Source organism: Oceaniferula marina (assembly GCF_013391475.1).
Taxonomy (GTDB): Bacteria; Verrucomicrobiota; Verrucomicrobiia; order Verrucomicrobiales; family Akkermansiaceae; genus Oceaniferula; species Oceaniferula marina.
Window position 1 is genome coordinate 67186 of sequence record NZ_JACBAZ010000002.1, and the last position, 20285, is coordinate 87470.

Annotated in this window: 15 protein-coding genes; 6 read left to right on the forward strand and 9 right to left on the reverse strand. The window is 51.9% G+C overall.

The annotated features are described in order from the left end of the window. Window positions 1-8: 8 nt before the first annotated feature. From HW115_RS04995 to HW115_RS05010, 4 genes are read right to left on the reverse strand one after another with little or no spacing between them, the layout of a single operon-like run. Window positions 9-3332, reverse strand: coding sequence for a glycoside hydrolase family 2 protein (locus HW115_RS04995; protein ID WP_178931501.1), 3324 nt, complete (start codon window positions 3330-3332; stop codon window positions 9-11). A 21-nt stretch (window positions 3333-3353) separates the two neighbouring features. After that, window positions 3354-4157, reverse strand: coding sequence for an SDR family NAD(P)-dependent oxidoreductase (locus HW115_RS05000; protein WP_178931502.1), 804 nt, complete (start codon window positions 4155-4157; stop codon window positions 3354-3356). Between the two features lie 14 nt (window positions 4158-4171). Next, window positions 4172-5338, reverse strand: coding sequence for a mandelate racemase/muconate lactonizing enzyme family protein (locus HW115_RS05005; RefSeq protein WP_178931503.1), 1167 nt, complete (start codon window positions 5336-5338; stop codon window positions 4172-4174). A 45-nt stretch (window positions 5339-5383) separates the two neighbouring features. Continuing rightward, the gene (locus HW115_RS05010) at window positions 5384-6073 is read right to left on the reverse strand and encodes an RraA family protein (RefSeq protein ID WP_178931504.1); all 690 of its coding nucleotides are present in this window, start codon (window positions 6071-6073) and stop codon (window positions 5384-5386) included. Window positions 6074-6218: 145 nt separating this feature from the next. Here HW115_RS05010 and HW115_RS05015 point away from each other — a divergent pair, with 145 nt between their 5' ends. Next, entirely contained in the window at window positions 6219-7100 is an 882-nt protein-coding gene (locus tag HW115_RS05015) for an AraC family transcriptional regulator (RefSeq protein WP_178931505.1), read from the forward strand. On the opposite strand, the gene HW115_RS05020 is transcribed toward HW115_RS05015, so the two are convergent. The 4 genes from HW115_RS05020 to HW115_RS05035 all read right to left on the reverse strand — a co-directional run bounded on the left by HW115_RS05020 (window position 7089) and on the right by HW115_RS05035 (window position 12005). Then, entirely contained in the window at window positions 7089-7463 is a 375-nt protein-coding gene (locus HW115_RS05020) for a VOC family protein (protein WP_178931506.1), read from the reverse strand. The genes HW115_RS05015 and HW115_RS05020 overlap by 12 nt on opposite strands. A 171-nt stretch (window positions 7464-7634) precedes the next feature. Continuing rightward, window positions 7635-10151, reverse strand: a complete 2517-nt coding sequence (locus HW115_RS05025; protein WP_178931507.1) for an ATP-dependent Clp protease ATP-binding subunit — start codon at window positions 10149-10151, stop codon at window positions 7635-7637. Between the two features lie 134 nt (window positions 10152-10285). Further along, a complete protein-coding gene (locus HW115_RS05030) occupies window positions 10286-11392 on the reverse strand; it encodes a protein arginine kinase (protein WP_227021291.1) in 1107 nt (368 codons plus the stop codon). A 73-nt stretch (window positions 11393-11465) separates the two neighbouring features. After that, the gene (locus tag HW115_RS05035) at window positions 11466-12005 is read right to left on the reverse strand and encodes a UvrB/UvrC motif-containing protein (protein WP_178931508.1); all 540 of its coding nucleotides are present in this window, start codon (window positions 12003-12005) and stop codon (window positions 11466-11468) included. Window positions 12006-12341: 336 nt separating this feature from the next. Between HW115_RS05035 and HW115_RS05040 the strand changes: the two genes are divergently transcribed. The 5 genes from HW115_RS05040 (at window position 12342) to HW115_RS05060 (ending at window position 18454) form a co-directional block, all read left to right on the forward strand. After that, window positions 12342-13250: an aldose epimerase family protein gene (locus tag HW115_RS05040; RefSeq protein WP_178931509.1), complete on the forward strand. Its 909-nt coding sequence runs from the start codon at window positions 12342-12344 to the stop codon at window positions 13248-13250. A 99-nt stretch (window positions 13251-13349) separates the two neighbouring features. Then, window positions 13350-15944 carry a glycoside hydrolase family 97 N-terminal domain-containing protein gene (locus tag HW115_RS05045; RefSeq protein ID WP_227021292.1) on the forward strand — a complete coding sequence of 865 codons (2595 nt, stop codon included), beginning with the start codon at window positions 13350-13352 and terminating at the stop codon, window positions 15942-15944. 221 nt (window positions 15945-16165) lie between these two features. Next, window positions 16166-16786, forward strand: coding sequence for a hypothetical protein (locus HW115_RS05050; protein WP_178931511.1), 621 nt, complete (start codon window positions 16166-16168; stop codon window positions 16784-16786). 210 nt (window positions 16787-16996) lie between these two features. Continuing rightward, window positions 16997-18157: a tyrosine-type recombinase/integrase gene (locus HW115_RS05055; RefSeq protein ID WP_178931512.1), complete on the forward strand. Its 1161-nt coding sequence runs from the start codon at window positions 16997-16999 to the stop codon at window positions 18155-18157. A 141-nt stretch (window positions 18158-18298) separates the two neighbouring features. After that, on the forward strand, window positions 18299-18454 hold the full coding sequence (locus HW115_RS05060; RefSeq protein WP_178931513.1) for an excisionase family DNA-binding protein: 156 nt from the start codon (window positions 18299-18301) through the stop codon (window positions 18452-18454). A 334-nt stretch (window positions 18455-18788) separates the two neighbouring features. On the opposite strand, the gene HW115_RS05065 is transcribed toward HW115_RS05060, so the two are convergent. Continuing rightward, window positions 18789-20285 (reverse strand): hypothetical protein, encoded by a 1497-nt coding sequence (locus HW115_RS05065; protein ID WP_178931514.1) that lies wholly within the window; start codon window positions 20283-20285, stop codon window positions 18789-18791.

A 20285-nucleotide genomic window follows, 5' to 3' on the forward strand; every position in this document is an offset into this window, starting at 1 on the left:
TTAATTGATTAGGGCTTGTTGCGTTCCACGGAGAATTGGATGGTGCCGGTCAGGCGTTTTCCAGCTTTGAGGTGCTGGTCATTTTTTCCGGTAAGGCGGCGTAAGAAGCGTTCACAGCCTGCGTTTGAATACCCGAGAATGGATGCTTTGGTGCTGTTCTCCAGCGCCATTGCTTGGATGTGGGTGCCGTCTTGATCTGCGACAACACGAAGTGAAGCTGCACTCGATGAGAGCCTGGCCAGACGAATGTGATGTTTGGTTGATCTGAAATCGTTGGAGCCAAGAGCATTGTTGTCCTGAGACCATGAGGTAATCGGGCGTTGACGTGGGCCAATTTCGATCGAATCTATGGCTTGAGCATTGTGTCGTTTGGCTGTGCCGTTCAGGCGGCCGATATGGTCTTCCGGATAATACGTCCATTGGCCGTGCCGTTGCCATGCGAGCTCGTTGAATGCCGAAGGGAGGTTGAAGCTGATGCCTGTCTGGCGAGGGTTGATGTTGGTTTTAAGGGTGAAGTCATAGCTTAGTGAAACCTGCTTTCCCGGACGGAAGGTGTAAGTGTAAGCCCCTTCTGCTTCTTTATAGGTCATTGGGACACGGATCGTGACGCCCGTATCGGTGCTTTGCAGGGTGGGCGTTCCGCTTTGGCCGTCACTGCCAATTTCGTGGAAGGGCGCAAACACTTTGGTTTCACCCTTCATCTGGGTGTTGCCCTCGTTATTGAGTGGAGTCATCAGGAGGAAGGGCCCGCTTTGGATGACCGGATGGTTGCCATACTTGGCGCTGAGACTACCAGTTTTGCGGTTGATGGTGTAACTGGCATCTTCCTGTGTGACCGTGATGTTTTCTGACGTGGTGGTTGATTTTATTGGTTTGCCTGCAGCGTGTGTCACGGATGTGGTGGCCTCTTTTTTGGGAGTGGTGGGAAACACATATCGATCGATCATGTAGCCCAGAGGGTGGTTTACATTCAGGGTGATGGGGGTGCCTTTTCTAATCCCCAAGGGAGGAGTAACGGTGATCACTCCTGAGTCGCGAGGTGCAATGTTGGGCTTGAGACTTCCACCCTGCGAACCATGCTGCCAATTGAATTCCAGTTGGTTGAAATTAAGAAAATCTCCTCGGTTTTCAATTTGGATACTTAGTGTGTTTTTAGTTACCTTGGGGTGGTGACGGTTGATGACATGTACAGGTGAGTATACTTTTTTCATGTGCCAGTATTCCGGCTTGGGTCGTCTCCATGGATCGAGTGGTCCCCATGCGCCATACCCAAGTGTTAGATTGTCGCCGATGAAGAAGGTATCATCGATACCTGACCAGATCGCTCCTCCTGTTATGTTGGATGTATTCCACATCGTCTCCCACATTTCAGCGAGCGGATACCCCCATTGATCCCGCAGGCCGGGGTCGGTGATGAGTTCGCGTCGGTTGTAGGCATTCAGGTGGGCATACTCACCGAATAGAAGGGGGCGCTTGGTGTATTTTTCGGCGGTAGGCTTTCCGTTGAACCCCGGGTAGTGGATATTCCCCAATTCACACTGGGCTTCATCGGCGATGTTGAGCCTTTGGGACATCCAGTTGAAGGTTTGTGGTCGTGTGGGATCGAGTTCCCGCATGACCTTGGATGCCATAATGAAGTTTTGTCCCCATGAGGACTCATTGGCAATCGACCAGTAAAGCACGGATGGATGGTTTCGCCACGCTTTGACCATTTCAGCGAGTTGCCTTACTGTGAGATCCCGATGGCTTGGGTTGTTGGGACCATTTTCCCAACAAAACGGTCCTTCTATTTCGAGCCACATGCCAAGTTGGTCACTGGCGGTTCCCAGATGCAGTGCGGGTGGGTAATGGCAGGTGCGGATTAGGTTGACGTTGGCATCGCGGAACAGGAAGACATCTTTTTCCCAGAGACCTTTGGGTAAACTACGTCCACGGAGAGGGTGGGCTTCGTGCCGGTTGATGCCACGTATCGTGACCGGCTTGCCGTTGACGAGGATCTGGGTCTTGGTGGTGGTGATTTCACGGAATCCTACCGGGTGGGAACTGGTCGCACCATCCACCGTGACTTTAAGGGTGTAGAGATTCGGGGTTTCGGGTGTCCAGTGCTCAGGCTGTTGAACCGGGATGTTCAAGGTATTGCTTCCGGCTTGCAGGGAGTATGCCTGCTTGTGGATGGTTTTTGCATCTTGGTCGACGAGATGCAGTGATGCCTTGCCAGAGCCAGACATATCGAGGTCGAGACCAAGAGTGGCGTTTTGAAATTGATCATCAAAGTCCGTCCGGATGAATAGATCCTTGAGGTGGACTTGGGGAACGGAAAAGAGAGTCACATCGCGTGAGATGCCACCCAGGTTGTGGCAGGCGTATTTACTGGCACTCGCCATTTGATCGGCCAGTGACCATGAAGTGACGCGCAGCGCCAAGGTGTTGAGCCCCTGAACGGTAGCTTCGGTGATATCCAGCTCGAAGGGGGTGAATCCTCCGGTGTGTTGACCAGCGGATTTGCCATTGATGTAGACTTCGCAGTCGGAAAATACGGCATCAAAACGAAGTTTAATCAGACGGTTTTTCCATGCTTTTGGGACTTTAAATTGGTGAAGATAGGCTGTTGCCTGCTCTTTGGGGATGTCATGTCCCTGATTGTACCATTGGCCGGGGACTTCGATGTCCGACCAGGCGTGGTTCAAATTTGTGTTAGGAAACTCGGTGGGAAGTTTTGGTAAAAACTTCCACGTTCCGTTGAGGGAATGGCTCCAGATTGTATCCGGACCGCTGTTGATCGGAATCGGGGTGTATTGAATGGTGTCCAGTCCGAAATCAGGTAGGCAGGCAGTGAGCCGCGTTGAGGACGAGGAGAGAATACGAACCGAGCTGACGGCCGCATTGGTACTTTTTGCTCCGGCGATGATGCTGAGTTCAAACTGCCCGTCTGCGGTAGCCGCTTTCGGGATGTTGACGACCACCGTCTTTTCTGAGTTCGGTGGAATGGTGATATCTTTGTTGACCTCTTCTCGATCAACGGAGATGGAGACTTGGCGTTGTTCCTGGTCCGATGAGAGAACGATTTCAGCGGTATAAGTCGCATCAGCTTGGACTTGTCCGTAATTGAGGCTCACGGTTTTGGCAAAGGCAATGTTGCGGTCCTCAACCGAGGTGGGGACACTATCAGGCCAGACGTAGGGGCTTCCGGAAATAAGGTGCTCTGATTGTTTGCTATCCCCCAGATTGTCAAAGGCAACCGTGTGATCGGCCGATGATGCCATTGCGGATAACCCCCAGAAAAAGGCCGAGGATATGGAGAAAGTTTTTAAAAAGAAAGAAGGTGTGTTCATCGTGATGAAGTGAGGTTGGTTTTATGAATGGAATGGATGCCCGTCCTGCATCATTGCGGAACGTCCCCCATCCATCAGAATGGTATTGCCGGTAATAAACCGGGCATACGGGGAAGCGAGGTAGCAGCAGAGTGCACCAACATCTTCTGCCTTTCCGATGGATCGCGTGAGATGTCTCTGCTCCGTTTGCCTTTTTTCCTCTTCTGGGTTTGGAAACTGGTCAAACCAGGATTGGTTGCCCGGAGTATCAATAAACCCAGGGGCAATGCCGACAACCCGGACATCTGGCCCCCATTCGATGGCACAGCTTTGGACGAGACCTAACAATGCAGTCTTGCTGGTTTGATACGGAAAACACCCGGCAATGGTGGAGTAGGCATGGTTCGAGTTCATGACCTGAAACACTCCCTTGTTTTTTCGGAGCTCAGGGAGGGCGGCCTGCCCCAACCTCCAGTGCGAGCTCAGGTTAAGTTGAATGTTGTATTCCCAGTCTTCTTCACTGCAGGATTCGACTCCCTTGAAGATGTTGAGCCCGGCGTTGGAGATCACAATATCCAGGCCACCAAGCCGTTCGACGGCATCGGCGACATGCTGGGCGGGTGTTTGTTTGAGGCTGAGATCACCTTCGAGGTAGTGGCTCCGATGGCCCTGAGCTTCGAGGTGTTGCAGCAATTCCAGTGCGCGTTCATGGTCCGGGGCAACGCGTCCGGTGCCGACAACATCGCATCCAGCTTTTGCTAGTGTGATGGCGATGGCTTTTCCCAGGCCGTCGCTGGCTCCGGTGACGAGTGCTCGTTTCCCGGCGAGATTGATTTCTAGAGACATGATGGATAGTTTGTTTAGACGTAAAAGTTATCCTTGGCATCGAGTTCACGAATGCCCGGGTGTTTAGCGAGTTCTTCTTCGACGAGATCGACGCCGAGTCCTGGACGGTCTGATAGATGGAGATGGCCATCACGCACATCGAGTGGGTGGGTGATCACCTCATCTCGCCACGGGACGTCATTTTTCATGAACTCACAGCGGAAGAAGTTTGGGATGGAAGCGCAGACATGGGCGCTGGCAAGTGTTGAGAGGGGGCCGTTCGGGTTGTGAGGTGCGACCAGGACGTTGTAGGCTTCAGCCATCGTGGCAATGCGTTTCATCTCGGAGGGGCCACCGCAACGGGTAATATCCGGCATGATGATGTCGCAGATATGTTGTTCCAGCACAGGGCGGAACCCATGACGTGTGTAGTGGCGCTCCCCGACACAAATGGAGACGTTGCCGGGTAAGCGGTCGCGTAGTGCGCGCAGGGTGTTGGCATTTTCCGGACCAGCTGGTTCCTCATACCAGGTCATTCCCAGTGGGGCGAGACGTTCGGCCATCTTGACTGCCATCTGTCCGTTCATCATGGCGTGGGTTTCGATCATCATATCGGTGCCGGGCCCGATGGCATCACGAACCGCTTTGGTGACATCGTAGGCTTTGTCCTGCATTTCCTGGGTCAGCGACAGGTTGGTATTGAGGTCGGTGCCGTAGAGGTAGTTGGTGTGGGCGAAGGGATCGAACTTGAGCCCGGTGAATCCGTCATCCATGACCACCTTGGCTTGTCGGGCGTAGTCATCCGGGCTGTGGCCGCCGCCGGTGAACCAGTAGTTTGCATAGAGGGGGATTTCATTACGGAAGGCTCCTCCGAGGAGCTCATAGCAGGGGACGCCGAGCACTTTTCCTTTGAGGTCGAGCAAAGCCATGTCCAGCCCGCTGATCGCGCACATCGAAGCTCCAAAGGGCCCCAGCCAATTCAGGTCACGGTAGAGTTTGGTCCAGATAAAGTCGGTGCGCATCGGATCGAGGCCAATGACGCGTTCTCCAATATGTTTTGCTGCAGCTTCGACGATGGGAGCTCCCGGCCAGTTGGTGGCTTCACCAACCCCAGTGTGCCCGGTGTCGGTATGGATTTTGAGCATCGTCCAGTTGTATTTGACTCCTTCTACAAGCCAGACGTCGACGTGGGTAATTTTCATGGTTTTTTCTTGGTTTTGAAAGTTGTTACTTAGAATTTAGATTCGTTAGAGGATGCCGTAGGTATCGTAAGCTTCACGCGCGGACATGCCTTCTTCGATTTTCTGCTGCACGGTTTTCTCTCCGGTGGCCTTTTCGTAAGCGCCGAGGATGACTTCTTTTTCAACTTCGCGGGGAATGACGAGAACACCATCGAGATCACCAAAAATAATCTGACCAGGTTCGATGCGGATGCCGCCGATTTCAATCGGGCAGTTGTAGTCGATGACTTTACCTCGGGGGGCCTGATCCTGGGCATAACGACCGTGCGAAAAGGTGGGAAAGTTCAGTTGGTAAATTCCTCGGGTATCGCGGGAAAATCCATCGACCACAGCACCCACGGCACCACATTTCATGGCGCGCGTGCTCATCAGTTCACCCCAGAGGGCGTAGCTCGGGGATGCCCCTGCGCAGATATAGACGTCATTTTCTTTCAGTGAGTCGAGGGCATCGAGCATCAGGCCGAATGGCTGGGAAAGAACCGGGTTGTTGCCGGTTTCAGAAAGTTCCTCGAAACAGTCAGCTTCGAGGACAGTCATGGCGCGACCTGCCACGACCATATCTTCCCGCAGCGGCTGGAGTCGCTGAGGTAGGAATTGATGGTAATATCCCATTTTGTCCAATATGTCCCCGACCACCGCAGTGTAGAGGTATTGGCGCATGTGTGAAAAAAATTCGGTGTCGTTGTTCCAGTGCATGGCTGATTTAATACAAATTCTTGGTGTTCACGATTCATCGCTATCAACTCGATGACCATTAAAAACACCGTGCTAGGAAGGTTCAGGCTACGAATTTTTCTTTCCCTTGCACTTTTTGTCCATTTGTTGGATGGTATTGATCATCATGTCTTGGCCGAGTTACCCAGAACGCAACTTCGAGCGACGTCAGAAATTTGGTTTTTATCTGTCGCCAAGGGAAGACGCTCACCCATGGGGCTTGCGAATTCACGGCCTCGGGAGCTTTACCAGTCAAATCGATGATATCCCAGTGGCCGGCAGGGTTCTGGATGTCTATGCACTGGTGATGGTCCGTGCTGGTGGTGGTTTTTTACGCAATGCAGATGGCCAGGAGTTTGAATTGTATGCTGGTGATGTCGTTGCCATTGTTCCCGGGTGGTGGCATCTGTATAACCCAAACCAAACGAGCGGTTGGACTACCGCCTGGGTGTTGTTTGATGGCCCGGTGGCGGACTCCCTTCATACTGCCGAAGAGCTGATGCCTGGGATTCTGGCTTCCGGGGTGGGTGAATTAGGCGTGCAGTCGCTTGGCGCGATTGTCGATGGTATGATTGGGATGGCCATGAACCGTCCCGACTCAATCGAACTCCAAGCTCGTCTGGCTGGAGAGTTGTTAGGTCTTCTGGCGAGGGTCAAAGATTGGAGAGGGCACCAGGCGCGGGGCGCAGGAAGGGCACCGATGGCGGATGCGATCGAATATGTTGAAGAGCATTACACCGAGACCATTGATTTTGACCGACTGCTGGAGCTCTCCGGCATGAGTTCCACCCATTTCCGCCGTCAATTTAAGAAGATTACAGGCGATAGCCCACAGACATACCAACAACGGTTGAGGATTCGCTTGGCGAAAGAGCTCTTGAGGCACTCAGATTTGTCGATTGCCGAAGTAGGGCTGAAGGTTGGCTACGAGAGCCCGGCCTATTTTTCGCGGGTCTTTAGTAAACGGGTCGGAATGTCCGCAAGTGCCTGGAGTTGCTCAGGATTGTAGAATCTCGACTTCGTAGCCATCGGGGTCGGTGACAAAGGCCATTTTGCGCTCTCCAGCGCTGAATTTTTCACGCCACTGCTCAGGCCAGATTTCGATGCCGTCGTTTTCCAACTGGTCGCAGTAGGCAATGATATCCGGCACGCCAACACAGGTGTGCATCAGATCCTCGGGGAACTCGACTTTAAAGTCCGGGGAGTAGGTGAGTTCGAGGAAGTGATCGTTTCCGGGTAAGTGTAAAAAGGCCAGTTGGTTTCCTTGCGGTGATGTTTTTTGTTCACCGAGTTCGAAACCAATTTTTTGATAGAAGGCGATGCTGGCAGCCGGGTTGGATACTCGGATACGGGTGTGGAGAAACTTAATCATGATAATGAGTGGTGAAACCACGAATCTTAGGAATTGGTCGAATGATTTTTTAGTAGAGAGTTCATTTTAGCACCACGGAATACACCGAATACACGGACGGGTGCCGGATTAATCTGCAATGTCGGGAGTGACACACTGGCAAAGATCCAAGGTATCCATTATTGCCTGGCCTTAGGATGACTTGCTGGTTTTGCTTTTCGGTTTGGGTTTCACCGGTTTGAACGTGAGCTCTTCAGCACCTTTGCGGCGCGTGACTTTGACCGTGTCACCCTCTTTGATATCGGCGCGGAGTAGCGCCTCGGCCAGTGGGTCTTCGAGGTATTTTTCGACGGCTCGGCGCATCGGGCGGGCTCCGTAGTTGGGGTCGTACCCTTTGTTCATGAGCAGTTCGCGGGCATTTTTGTCGAGGCTGAGCTTGATGCCTTTGTCCTTCAATCGTTCGATGAGTTTCGCGCTTTCGAGGTCGACGATGACATTGAGCGCCTTTTTCTCCAGCATGTGGAATACGACGGTGTCGTCCAGACGGTTGAGGAACTCCGGCTTAAACTGCTTTCTCGCCTCTTCCAGGATCTTGGCTTTCATGCCATCGAAGTCGGCTTCGTCTTCCTGCATGGCTCCAAAGCCGAGGGATGTCTGACGTTTGACACTGCCGGCACCCACATTGGAGGTGAGGATGATGATGGTATTACGGAAGTCGATCTTGCGGCCAAAGGAGTCGGTCACCATCCCTTCTTCGAGAATTTGAAGCAGCAGGTTCATGACGTCCGGGTGGGCTTTCTCCACTTCGTCGAAAAGAACAACCGAGTATGGTCGGCGTCGGACAGCTTCCGAGAGTTGGCCACCTTCTTCATAACCGACGTAGCCCGGAGGGGATCCGATCAGGCGCGAGGTGGAGAATTTCTCCATGTACTCGGACATGTCGATCTGAATTAAAGAATCCGGATCACCAAACATGAATTCGGCGAGGTTGCGGGCCAAGTAGGTTTTACCCACACCGGTGGGTCCGAGGAAGAGGAACGAGCCAATCGGGCGGCGCGGGTCCTTGAGGTCGGCGCGCGAGCGGCGCAGTGCTTTGGAGATGGTGACCACGGCTGTGTCCTGACCGATGACGTGGCTCTTGAGCTCTTCTTCCATCTTGAGCAATTTTTCGGCTTCTTTTTGCTCCATGCGTTGCAGGGGCACGCCGGTCCACTTGGAGATCACGGACATGATGTCGTCCTCGGTGACTTCCACGATGGTTTCCTCACTTTCGGCCTTCCAAGTATTGACGATGTTTTCGAGTTCGGATTTTGCCTGCTTTTCGGCATCGCGCATCGAGGCTGCTTGTTCGAAGTTCTGTTCGTTGATTGCGGCCACTTTGTCGGCTTGAATGCTTTCGATTTTGGCCTCCAGCTCCTTGACGACCGGTGGGCGGGTCATTTGCCCGATCCGCGCCCGGGACCCGGCTTCGTCAATGATGTCGATGGCTTTGTCCGGAAGGAAGCGATCGGACAGATAGCGTGATGATAGTTTCACGGCTGCCTCGATGGCTTCCTGGGTAAAGGTGGCTTTGTGGTGCTCTTCATATTTGAATTTGAGCCCCTCCAGGATGGTGATGGTGTCTTCCTGGGACGGCTCGTCCACTTTGACTTTTTGGAAGCGTCGCTCCAGGGCGGAGTCTTTTTCGATGAATTTGCGGTACTCATTCAGGGTGGTGGCACCGACGCATTGGAGTTCTCCCCGGCTGAGTGCCGGCTTGATGATGTTGGAGGCATCCATGGCGCCTTCCGCGGATCCGGCACCGACGATGGTGTGCAATTCATCGATGAAGAGGATGACGTTTTCCGCTTTGCGAATTTCGTCCATCACGGCTTTGATCCGTTCTTCAAATTGTCCACGGTATTTGGTGCCGGCAACCATCAGTGCGAGGTCCAGAGTGACCACGCGTTTGCCGCGCAGGATTTCCGGAACGTTGCCGCTGGTGATCTCCTGGGCGAGGCCTTCCACAATAGCTGTTTTTCCCACACCGGCCTCCCCGATCAGAACCGGGTTATTTTTGGTGCGGCGGCACAGGATTTGGATGACGCGTTCAATTTCCGATTCACGTCCGATGACGGGATCGAGTTTGTCTTTTTCCGCAAGCTGGGTGAGATCACGACCAAAGGCTTTCAGAGCGGGGTTTTTACTTTTTCCTCCCTTGCCGCCTCCCTGGGGTGCCTCTTCGTCGTCATCTTCAAACTCTTCAAATTCGTCCTCGATGTCGTCCGGGTTGAAGTTCGGATCGATTTCAGCGAGAATCTCCTGACGGGTGTGGTTGATGTCCACCTCAAGGCTGGCCAGGACACGGGCTGCTACGCCGTCACCCTCGCGGAGCAGTCCCAAGAGAATGTGCTCGGTTCCCACATAGGAGTGCTCAAGCTGTTGGGCTTCCTTATTGGAAAGAGAAAGCACTTTTTTCACCCGCGGAGTGTAGGGGATGTTGCCCGAGATTTTTTGTTCGGGTCCCGAGCCAACGTGTTTTTCCACCTCAATGCGCACGGTTTCCAGATCCAAGCCCATGTTCTTTAGAACGGAGACCGCAACCCCCTGACCAAGTTTGATCAGTCCTAACAATATATGCTCGGTTCCGACATAATTGTGGTTGAATCGGTCCGCTTCCTTGCGGGCAAGGGCGAGAACCTGTTGGGCTCTGGGTGTGAAATTATTCATGTCTGGGTACGGTTGAAAGGGCGGTGGGTGAATGGGGTGTGTTGCTCGCCACGCGTTGAGTTCGCTGCGATCCCTTTAGATGGAAATCGCTGTCGTTGATCGCTGTGTGGCTGGTCTGGGCTTGGTCGCTGATACTAGTCGTTTTCTTGTTTTGATTGATTATCAAGGGTACCTATATCAGGTGTCGGGATGTTTTGCAACCTGTCTCGGATGATTTCTGCCCGAATGATGTCACGTTGCTCGGGGGTGAGCTTTTTATCGGAGATGTGCTGCAGGTGTGCGGGCTCAATATCCATCAGTAAGGTGTCACAGAGGGAAATCACCTCTTTCGGGAAACACCCCATGTCGCCACCAAGACGAATCAGGGAGAGGTGGGTGAGAGCTTCCTTGGAGTCGATCACGTAGGCGTGGCGCAGCAGACCGTAGGCTCGGCCGATTTTATCAGCGAGCATCTGTGGGTCGTCTTCTGCGAGTTTGATCCGGGCGTTGCGTTCGTGGTCGCGCACTTTGCAAATGACACGTTCCAGGCGATTGATGATTTCGTCCTCGGTTTCGCCCAGCGTGGATTGATTGGAAATCTGGAACAAGTGACCGAGGGATTCGGTCCCTTCGCCAAAGATGCCGCGGACGGCCAGGCCAAGTTTGGCGACCGCTTGGATCACCTGGCCGATGTGGTCGCTGATGACCAGACCGGGGAGGTGGAGCATGGCTGAGGCGCGCAGGCCGGTGCCGACATTGGTGGGGCAGGCGGTCAGGTATCCAAGTTCATGATCGAAGGCATAGGGCAGGCTTTTTTCCAGTTGCTGGTCGATTTTGGTGATCAGCTTGTAGGCTTCACGCAGATGCAGACCGGAGCGGATCGATTGCAGACGCAGGTGGTCTTCCTCGTTGATCATGACGCTGAGTGTCTGGTCGCGGTTGACAACGGCAGCGCTGCCTTCGTTTCTGGCTGCTTGTTCACGGCTGATCAAGTGGCGCTCGACCAGGACTTGTTTTTGTACGGACGTCAGCTCGCTGAGTTGCTGGGAGAAAGCATTGCGCATTTCGGTCAGTGATTCGACCGCTGGGCGAAGTCGCGTCATGATTTCGATGCGCTCAGGTTTACGTGCCCATCCGGGGAATGGGACGTCGGAGATGTTGCGGGCGAGGCGGATACGGCTGGTCAGGACGATCGAGCTGTCGTCTGAGGCGCCGGTCATCCATTCGGCCGGATGTTTCATCAATGTGGAGAATCGCATCATGGAGTGATCGCTTATCAGTAATGGGTTATCAGTTATTCGTTAACGGAGAACAGGGGGCGTCGTGGATGGATGATCAGGCTTCCTGAGCCGGGCTTTCTTGTTTGTCTGGAGTAGCCGCTTGTTCGAGTTGGCGGAGTTCATCGCGCAGGGCGGCGGCTTTTTCGTAATTTTCATCCTGGATCGCCAGAGTCATTTGCTCGTGGAGTTTTTCGATTTGTTGTTGTTTTTCGTAGGCTTCGAGCATGCCTTTGGGCACCCGGCCTTTATGACTGATGCCTTTGTGCATTCCTCCGAGGTTGTGTTTGATGTCCTCACGGAAAAACTGGTAGCACTCGCTGCAGCCGAGACGTCCGGTTTTTTTGAGGTCATCGAAAGCAAATCCACATCCTGGGCATACTGGAGGGGCGCTGACCTTGACCGGGTTTTCCGGTTGGTTGACCACCTCGGCCGTTTTTTGGGGAATGGGTTGCAAGTGGCCGATTAAAAAACCTTCGGGGTCAGTAACCCCTTGCTCAGTAGCACATTGCTCACAGAGAGATGATTTTTTTGTCTGGCCATCAATGATCTGGGTGAAGAACACAGTGGCTTTGCTTTCACAGTAATCGCATTGCATCGCTGGGAGAATCCTAGACCTGTCCGACAGAATTGCGAAAGGAAAAGCGTGGCAGCGGTCGATTTTTTTTGCATCGGATCACCCGGTCTGGAGCTGGAGAGTTCTCAGAGTATGGAGCAAATGACCTGATTGGACTCGGCGGAGGCAGAAAAAGCGCTTGTGTTGTTGGCGCTGGATCCGGCAAAGGCATCCTGGAGATCGATTTTTGTTTTTGTCACCTTGGAAGATGCTAGGGGGGCAGATGCGATGCATTTTGAAAACGACTTTTAATGTAAGGCTGGCCTCCAGATTGGAGTATCATTTCTTGCCTCATTTTTAATTGGGGGGAATCAAACCATGCGTGACAGCGTTCAACTGAGCAACTCCGAGTTGTCCTTATCCCTGAGCCCGGATCTGGGAGGGAAGGTGGCGTCTCTCAAGGATCTTAGGAGTGGCCGGGAATGGCTGTGGAATAACCCCTATCTGCAGGCTCGTCTCCCGGTGTATGGGGAGTCCTATATTGAGCAGCTTGATGTCGGCGGTTGGGATGAAATTTTTCCTTCCGTGTCTCCAGACCAATTGGAGGACGGGACAAAGATCCCGGATCATGGTGATTTGGTTTTTCTGCCTGCTGATGTCAGTTGTGAAGACGATCGAACATTGACCTGTCGTTATCATACGCGATGTTTCAAAACAATATTTACCCGGACTCTGAGACTGGAAGGGGAGCGGGTGATGGTCTTTTATTCCCTGAAATCGGAACAAGCTGCACCCGTGCCTTATCTGTGGGCGGCTCACCCCCTGATTGCGCTAGAGTCAGGGATGAGCTTGGAGTTGGGGGCTGGAAGTGAGGTTTATCCTGGAAGTGATGCTGACCAGGGTGGGGAGATGATTTTCTCCAGGCGTCCCTCCGGTTCATGGACTTATGAGGTCAGCGATCCTGATCTGGATGAGGGGGTAAAGCCCCAAGCCCACAAATGTTTTTTCCGTGTCGGTTCCAAACCAGAAGTTGCGATTCGTTGCCGAGACGGGTCGGGGCTCAAGCTGTCCTGGGAAGGTGAAAGCGTCCCTTATCTGGCGCTTTGGATGAACCTTCGCGCTTGGTCGGGGTCCGGCTCTCTCCCTTACTTTAATCTCGGTGTGGAACCAACCACCGCACCATTCGATGCTCTCAGCGATGCGATCCAACATCGACACCAGCGTGTCCTCGGAGCCGGTCAGACGCATTGCTGGGGGATGCAATTTGAGCTTAAACATCCGGTTTAGCACAACCCATTTTATTTCAACTCGATACCATAAATAAAGATGAAATTATCATACAATCGATTACGGGTTCACTTATTCAAAACCGCATCCTTAGCTGTGATGCTACACCTACCTTTATGTGCAAACGCCGCCCCTGCAGACAAAGCGCTGGGCTTGCACTCGGATGGTGGAGCCTGGAAATTTTATCCAGCCAAAGCGGCTGTGGATGGGCGCACCAATGTCCTCTTGATCGGAGACTCCATTATGAACGGGTACCGCGCCAAGGTGATTCAATCTCTGAAACAGACAGCCAATGTGGATTGTTGGTTAACTCCCCTGCATTTGAAAAGCCCCGAGCTGCTTCCTGATTTGAAAAAAGTCAGTGCTTATCGAGGCTACGATGTGATTCATTTTAACATCGGATTACATGGATGGCCCAAAGGGCGTATCCTGAATAAGAATTATCCTGATTTACTGAGGACTTATGTCCGAACCTTGAAACAGCAAGCGCCAAAGGCACAGTTGATTTGGGCGAGCACCACTCCGGTTCATGCCCGGAACACGACCCAGCTACACGAGGAAATTAACCCGACGATTGTGACCCGCAATCAGTTGGCACTCAAGGTGATGAAAGAAGAGGGGGTTGCCGTGAATGATTTATATGGCAGTACCGTGCAGAAGCTTCAATGGGTGCGCGGAGATCGGTTTCATTGGAAGAGGCCAGCCTATGATTTGATGGCCAAGCAGATTGTACAAACCATCGAATCGACACTCAAGCAACAGCCTGGCAATGCCGCAGAGGATCCAACAGCGCACACGCTTCATTCTCCTGGCCAAAAGGCCGTGGTTAATCTTCAGTTAGACTCCGGTGTGCCTCACTGGGTGGTTAAGCTCAACGAGAAGACCATTCTCAAGCCCTCGCCCTTGGGTTTGGTTCTGAAAGATAAAGATTTTGCAGCGTTTCGCTCCGTTGATTTTGTGACAAGTGAAGTCAACAATACGTGGAAGCCAGTTTGGGGGAAAGCTTCCAGCGTGCAGAATCACTACAAGCAAGCGATCTGGACCCTCGAGGAAAACGGCCCGAAGAAAAGGCGCCTGCAGATTGTGCTGAGGGCTTATGACAATGGCGTTGCTGTTCGCTATCGCCTGCCGGGCAGTGGACAAGCTCAGGTTCTCGGCGACCGTTGCCAATTTCAGTTTGGTGGCGATTTTACCTGCTGGAGTGCCAATGGTGAACGCGCCAACCATGGCCCTGTTCCGCTGAGTCAATGGAAGGGCTCCCAGCTTCCCCTGACAGTTAAAGTGGCAGATGATTGTTACGCTTCGATTTTAGAAGCTCAGATTGATCAGTATGCGCCCATCAGCATGAAACGTCTGAGCCCTACCTCGTTCCAATCCCAGATGGGAGCATCATCCGTGACTCTTCCCTCGGATAGTTCCTGGCGGGTTGTTCTTCTGGGTGAGTCACCGGGCGAACTATTGGTTAATCACACGATGGTTAATCTCAACCCGGTATGCAAGATCGAGGACCCCTCCTGGATCAAGCCGGGAATCTCGATGTGGGACTGGCGTGCCTGGGGAGCCAAAACCGAGGACGGATTCACCTATAATCTGGGGATGGAGTCCTGGAAGCGCCACATTGATTTTGCTGCCAAACATCAGCTCGCCTACCTCTTGCTCGATGCCGGGTGGTATGGACTGGAATTTGATCCCAAGGAGGATCCCACAACGAGCCGGGATCATTTGATCATTCAGCCGCACCCCTTCAAACCGCATTTGGTGCGTAAACCCGCGCCCAAAGACTGGAAGCATCCAGTCGATGTGCCGGCATTGATCAAATATGCCAAAAGTAAAAATGTCGGTATCATCCTCTACCTGAACGATGCGGCGCAGAAAAATCATGATTTGGACAAAACCTTGGCAACCTATCAGCAATGGGGAGCCGCAGGAATCAAGTACGGATTCATGCGTGCAAAGCCACAGGCAAAGGTTTTGAAAACCAGAAAAATCGTCGAACTCTGCGCCAAGCATCAGTTGCTTTGTGACTTCCACGATGGACCGATCGCACCCTCCGGCGATCGTCGAACCTATCCGAACTACATCACCCGCGAATTTTGTCATTCGCAATCGGATGCCATGCGGACCTTTTCACCGCAGACGTTTTGCACGACGGTTTTTACCAACATGTTAGCCGGACCGCTCGACATGTGCAACGGGCTCTACAGCATCGACAACGCCAAGCAGGTCCGCCCCAAGATTTTTGCTGAACTGTATTCGACGGTCACGGCTGAAACAGCACGGGTGCTGATTACTTATTCTGCTGTTAGTTTGCTGCCTGATATCCCAGAGGCATACGAAGCCAAAGCCGACCTGTTTGAGTTCATCGCCAAGCTTCCGATGAACTGGGATGAAACCAGAATCCTTCATGGTGAGATCGGCCGTTTGATTACGACGGCCCGACGTTCCGGCGACGATTGGTTCATCGCCACCTGCTGCGATGAAAAAGGAGCCACGCTGCCGATTCAACTGGATTTTCTCAAGGATGGCGTCAGCTACGATGCCACCCTCTACGAAGATGGTGACGACGCTCATTACAAAACCAACCGTGAGGCATACAAAGTCCGCAAAAGAACAGTAAAAAAAGGCGATGTCATCCAAGCCAAACTGGCACCAGGTGGCGGCCACTGCATCCGCCTGACGCCTGCGAATCGCTGATAAAAACATCACGCGACAAGGTGAATGAATAAATATGGCCATGCTTTGCGTAGAGTGTCCTCATTTATGAGGCAACGGGAGCTATTCCAGTCATTCCAGCTTCTTGCTTCGGTGTCCGCTTTAATGAGGCAACACGCACGGTGGTAGTTTTAAAATCCATGCTGGTGAATTGGATGCAGTTGAATTAGGTTGGGAGTGTCCCCCCAAATTTTATCGTGCTCATGACTGGTCTCCATTTTTTACCCGGGCGCTTGTTCGCCTGTTTGGTGCTTGTGTCTGGCCTTTCTTCGTGTGGTCATATTTACACTAAAAGCCATTCCTATTCTGGTGGTGGGGTAGTGACGGTGAATGGAGCGCGTATTACGAGCGCGGTGAAGCCGATGGGGGGTGAAGGTGGCTTTTCGATGTCGGCGATGGTGTATATGGCGGGCTCGGCGACCCTCGACGGACCGTTTATCTGGAGAATTGAAGCTGAGGGCGAGCAAGGGCTGCACGAATCGATGACGGTACACCGAGTAAAAGTTACAACATCGACAACCAAACGTAGCGAGTGGTTTCCGAGTAGGCATTTAGGGGTGGTTGAGCCCTTCAAGCCATTTAAAAAAGAGCCAGGTAAAGCTTATGCTGTATTTCAAATTCCCGGAAAGTTGAAGGTTTTTCCGGAGACGGATGGCGCTATCACTGTGCTCGCGGACCTCTCAGTGAAAAGCACTAAGGGGACTCGGCGCAAGGTGGTCCAATTTCAATTACAGCCGGGAACGACCTCTGATCTTGAGTTCATCAATCTCCCGGCAGAAATCATCGAGGATCTGGAAAACGATCCGAGAGAATGGAAATGGTGATTTGCTCCTACGGTGTTTTTTCTATGGCTATATCATTTGGTGGCATCAAAACACGCCTCAAAAGAAAATACCCCCGACAGGAATCGAACCTGTATCTAAGGTTTAGGAAACTATAGTTTTTCTATATTTTGCAAGGATTACAGCTTTACTGTCTCACTTTAGTCTCACTTTTTCGTTGCGGTTCGCCTGTATTTTGCTCTATTTGCAAGCATGAATAATAAGGTGTCCGTCCTGAAGAGCAGGAAGAAAAACTTCCCGTGGTACGTCTCCTACCCGGACGGTGGTAAACGAAAGAAGAAATACTTCAAGAAGAAGGAGCGCAAGGGTGGTGCCGACGAGTGGGCCAAGAAGAAGCGCAATGAGTTGAAGGACATGGGCAGCCGTCATGCCTCGATCACTGAAACGGAACTCCAGGCGGTCATCAACTTCCGGGAAGCCATCTCAGAGCTTCCTGAGCACGCGCAGGAGGTCACCCTGGTTGATGCCGTGGCCAGTTTCGTAGAGGGATTAAAAAACCGACACAAGTCCATCACCTGCCAAGAAGTCACCGATAGCCTGAAAAACAAGCTCCTCACCGAAGGAAAGAGCAAGGGCCACCGCGACACGCTGGGGTACCGTCTGAAACGCTTCAATGCCTCATACGGAGACTGGCTGGCATGCGACATCACTACGGAGATCATTGATGACTTTCTGACCAATCTCGAAATGGCACAGCAGACCCAGCTTCACTACCGCAGGGCAATAGGACAGATGTTCAATCATGCCATCATCTTGAAAGCGGCAACCTCCAACCCCGTTACCCATGCCCTCAGGCCCAAGGTAAATGCCATAGAGACTGGGATCCTCAAACCACAGGAGGTCGCCAGTTTACTTTCTCACGCAGACGACGATACACTTCCTGGACTGGCAATTTCATTCTTCGCCGGAATTCGCAGAGCTGAGATCGAGCGGCTTGACTGGTCCGAGATCGACCTGGATGAAAGGCTAATCGAAATCAAGGCCGCGAAGGCAAAGACAGCACAACGCAGGCACGTTCCCATCGGGGACAATCTTGCCTCCTGGCTGATACCTTACAAAAAGCACAAAGGCCCCGTCATCAAGAGCCATGCAATCTGGCGCAAGGGTCAGCAGCAGGCTAGAGAAGATGCCAAGTTGGAAAGCTGGCCCCATAATGCGGGTCGGCATTCGTTCGCAAGTTACCACCTTGCGCATCACAATGATCCAGGGAAGCTCGCCATGGCACTGGGACACCCCGACCCCCGACTCCTGTATAAACACTACCACAAGCTGGTCACCCCCAAGACTGCGGCCCTCTACTGGAGCATCACCCCGGAAGAAGCCAAGAACATCATCAAACTCAAAACCGCATGAACCTCATTGCTCCTGTTTTCCAAGCCAGGAGGTGTTTGCGAAGAGAAAAATCCCCTTGGAGGATTCAAGTTTTGTGGATAAATTGAACGCATGGCAATCAAATGCCCTGGTACACCAAGGGAGCCTGCCAAGGAACTCATCATGAAAGATGAATTGGCAAAGCGACTGAAGGTGTGCACGCGTAAGGTTGAACTAATGGTGAACGCCGGAGAAATTCCGGCAATAAAAATTGGTACAGCCGTGCGGTTCAATTGGGAGAAAGTGCTTGAAGCACTGGAAGCCAATCAGGCCGCATAAGGTAACCCGACAGTTACCGCCGCGAGATAATATGATTGTGTAAACGTCATAGAGTACATGGCCTCAATCTTACACGGCCCCCGGGTGTTCCTTCCCGGGGGCTCTTGTAATTTTTAAACACCTCTATTAACAATCATCTGTGTATTCAAACTGGCGATGGTCAGATATCATTTCCAAATTGACGTGCGGCGACAATACTCTCCGTGTCGAGGTTCGCCAACATTATCATTCCCAGCCCTTGATCGACACACGACCAACCAAACACACCAAGCTGCTCCATCAGTGATTTCTTAATGGGCTAATACTAAGACATCGTCATCAGATTATACATCAACTACTTTCGGAGCTTCTTATGCGGCTTACTCGGGAAAGATCTCATATGGTTCAATGCATACGAGCTGAAGTAGTCCATCACAGACTTCATATCCTCGAAATACACTCCAACAGGAATTGGCAACGGGCAATTCACGGATCCAAAACTATGACTTAATACAAGCCCTCCAACTTCGCCAACTAAAATGATTTCCACATTAGGAGGCAAGCCTACGGATCTAAAGTATTTGACGGCATCAAAAGCCTCATAATTCTTTCGAGATTGGTATAGCTTTAAATCCGGCAACTTTACCCGTTGATCCTCTGAGTATCTATTTTCAGCTAGGCATAAAGAGATCACTCTCTCAGATCCTGCTATCTCTTCCACTCCCTTTCTGAGGTCTGCTATAGCCATGAATAAGCTTTTACTCCTCCCCCAGGATGGGGTTTGTGGTCGAATCCACGTCACCTGCAGTGGGGTATCTTTAGTATACTCTCCAGCCCCAATCCCTCTATATATCAACCGGGATATAAGTTCGCGATTCCTAGATAACTCCCCCGAACCAAAAATAACAGACGCCCCAGATTGGAGCTTGGGAGCGACCCCTTCAATAAAGTGCTTCATCAGACACGGCCAATTGAGCATTCCAGAATGAAGAGAGTCAGCCAAAAAGTCATCTCCAAACAAATGACGCAAGAGGGTCACATCATCACTTAGATCATGATCTGATGGTGGATTTATTTCTACCAAACCGATAAGCTGCTTACGCAACATCGCTCGCTCTTCAGTCTTTGGGTCAAGGTGATCAAAAGGAAGTACGGAAACTTCGGCCACACCACTCTGTTTAACTTTCATGATAACGTCTGCTGCGAGCACAAGGTCTTCCTGAATTCGACAATAATCTACCTTATGCAAACTCAACTTGTCGGATCGATAATCCTCCAGATCACCAGTAGTTTGAATAAAAGAAGGAAAGTGACGGCTAAACTGTTCCGCAACCTGTTGCTGGTAGTCAGGCCTTTTTTGCTCATGACCGGGCACACAGTCTGGTATCAGACGAGCATATTTAGATCCAAACTCCATGCGAGATCGATCGTCACGAGATAAAGGCAAACAACAATGATTCTCTACACAAAAAAATCCACTCTTGGCTTCAGCCTGGCTTATAGAGGGGATAGATTCATCATTTGATACGAACAGCTGCAGACCAGCATTGGTCAATCGCAAATTACCATTCTCTCTCATTAGCAGCTCCTGCCCGAGTAATGGAGCTAACACTATTCGCAATTCCTGATCACTGAAGTTTAAGAACCCGCACACGCTCCCCTCCCTTACTTCTCCCCCCATCGTTTTGATAAAACGCAAGACCATTTCCTGAACAACAGGAAAGTCAGTCTGCTTACGGATGGAGTAACCAATCTTAAACTTCATACACGGAACAAAAACCGTATGCACATTGGTTTCCTCTGCTGGAGTTGCACTATCCGTAAATGCCTCATATTTTAGGTATGTATCCAT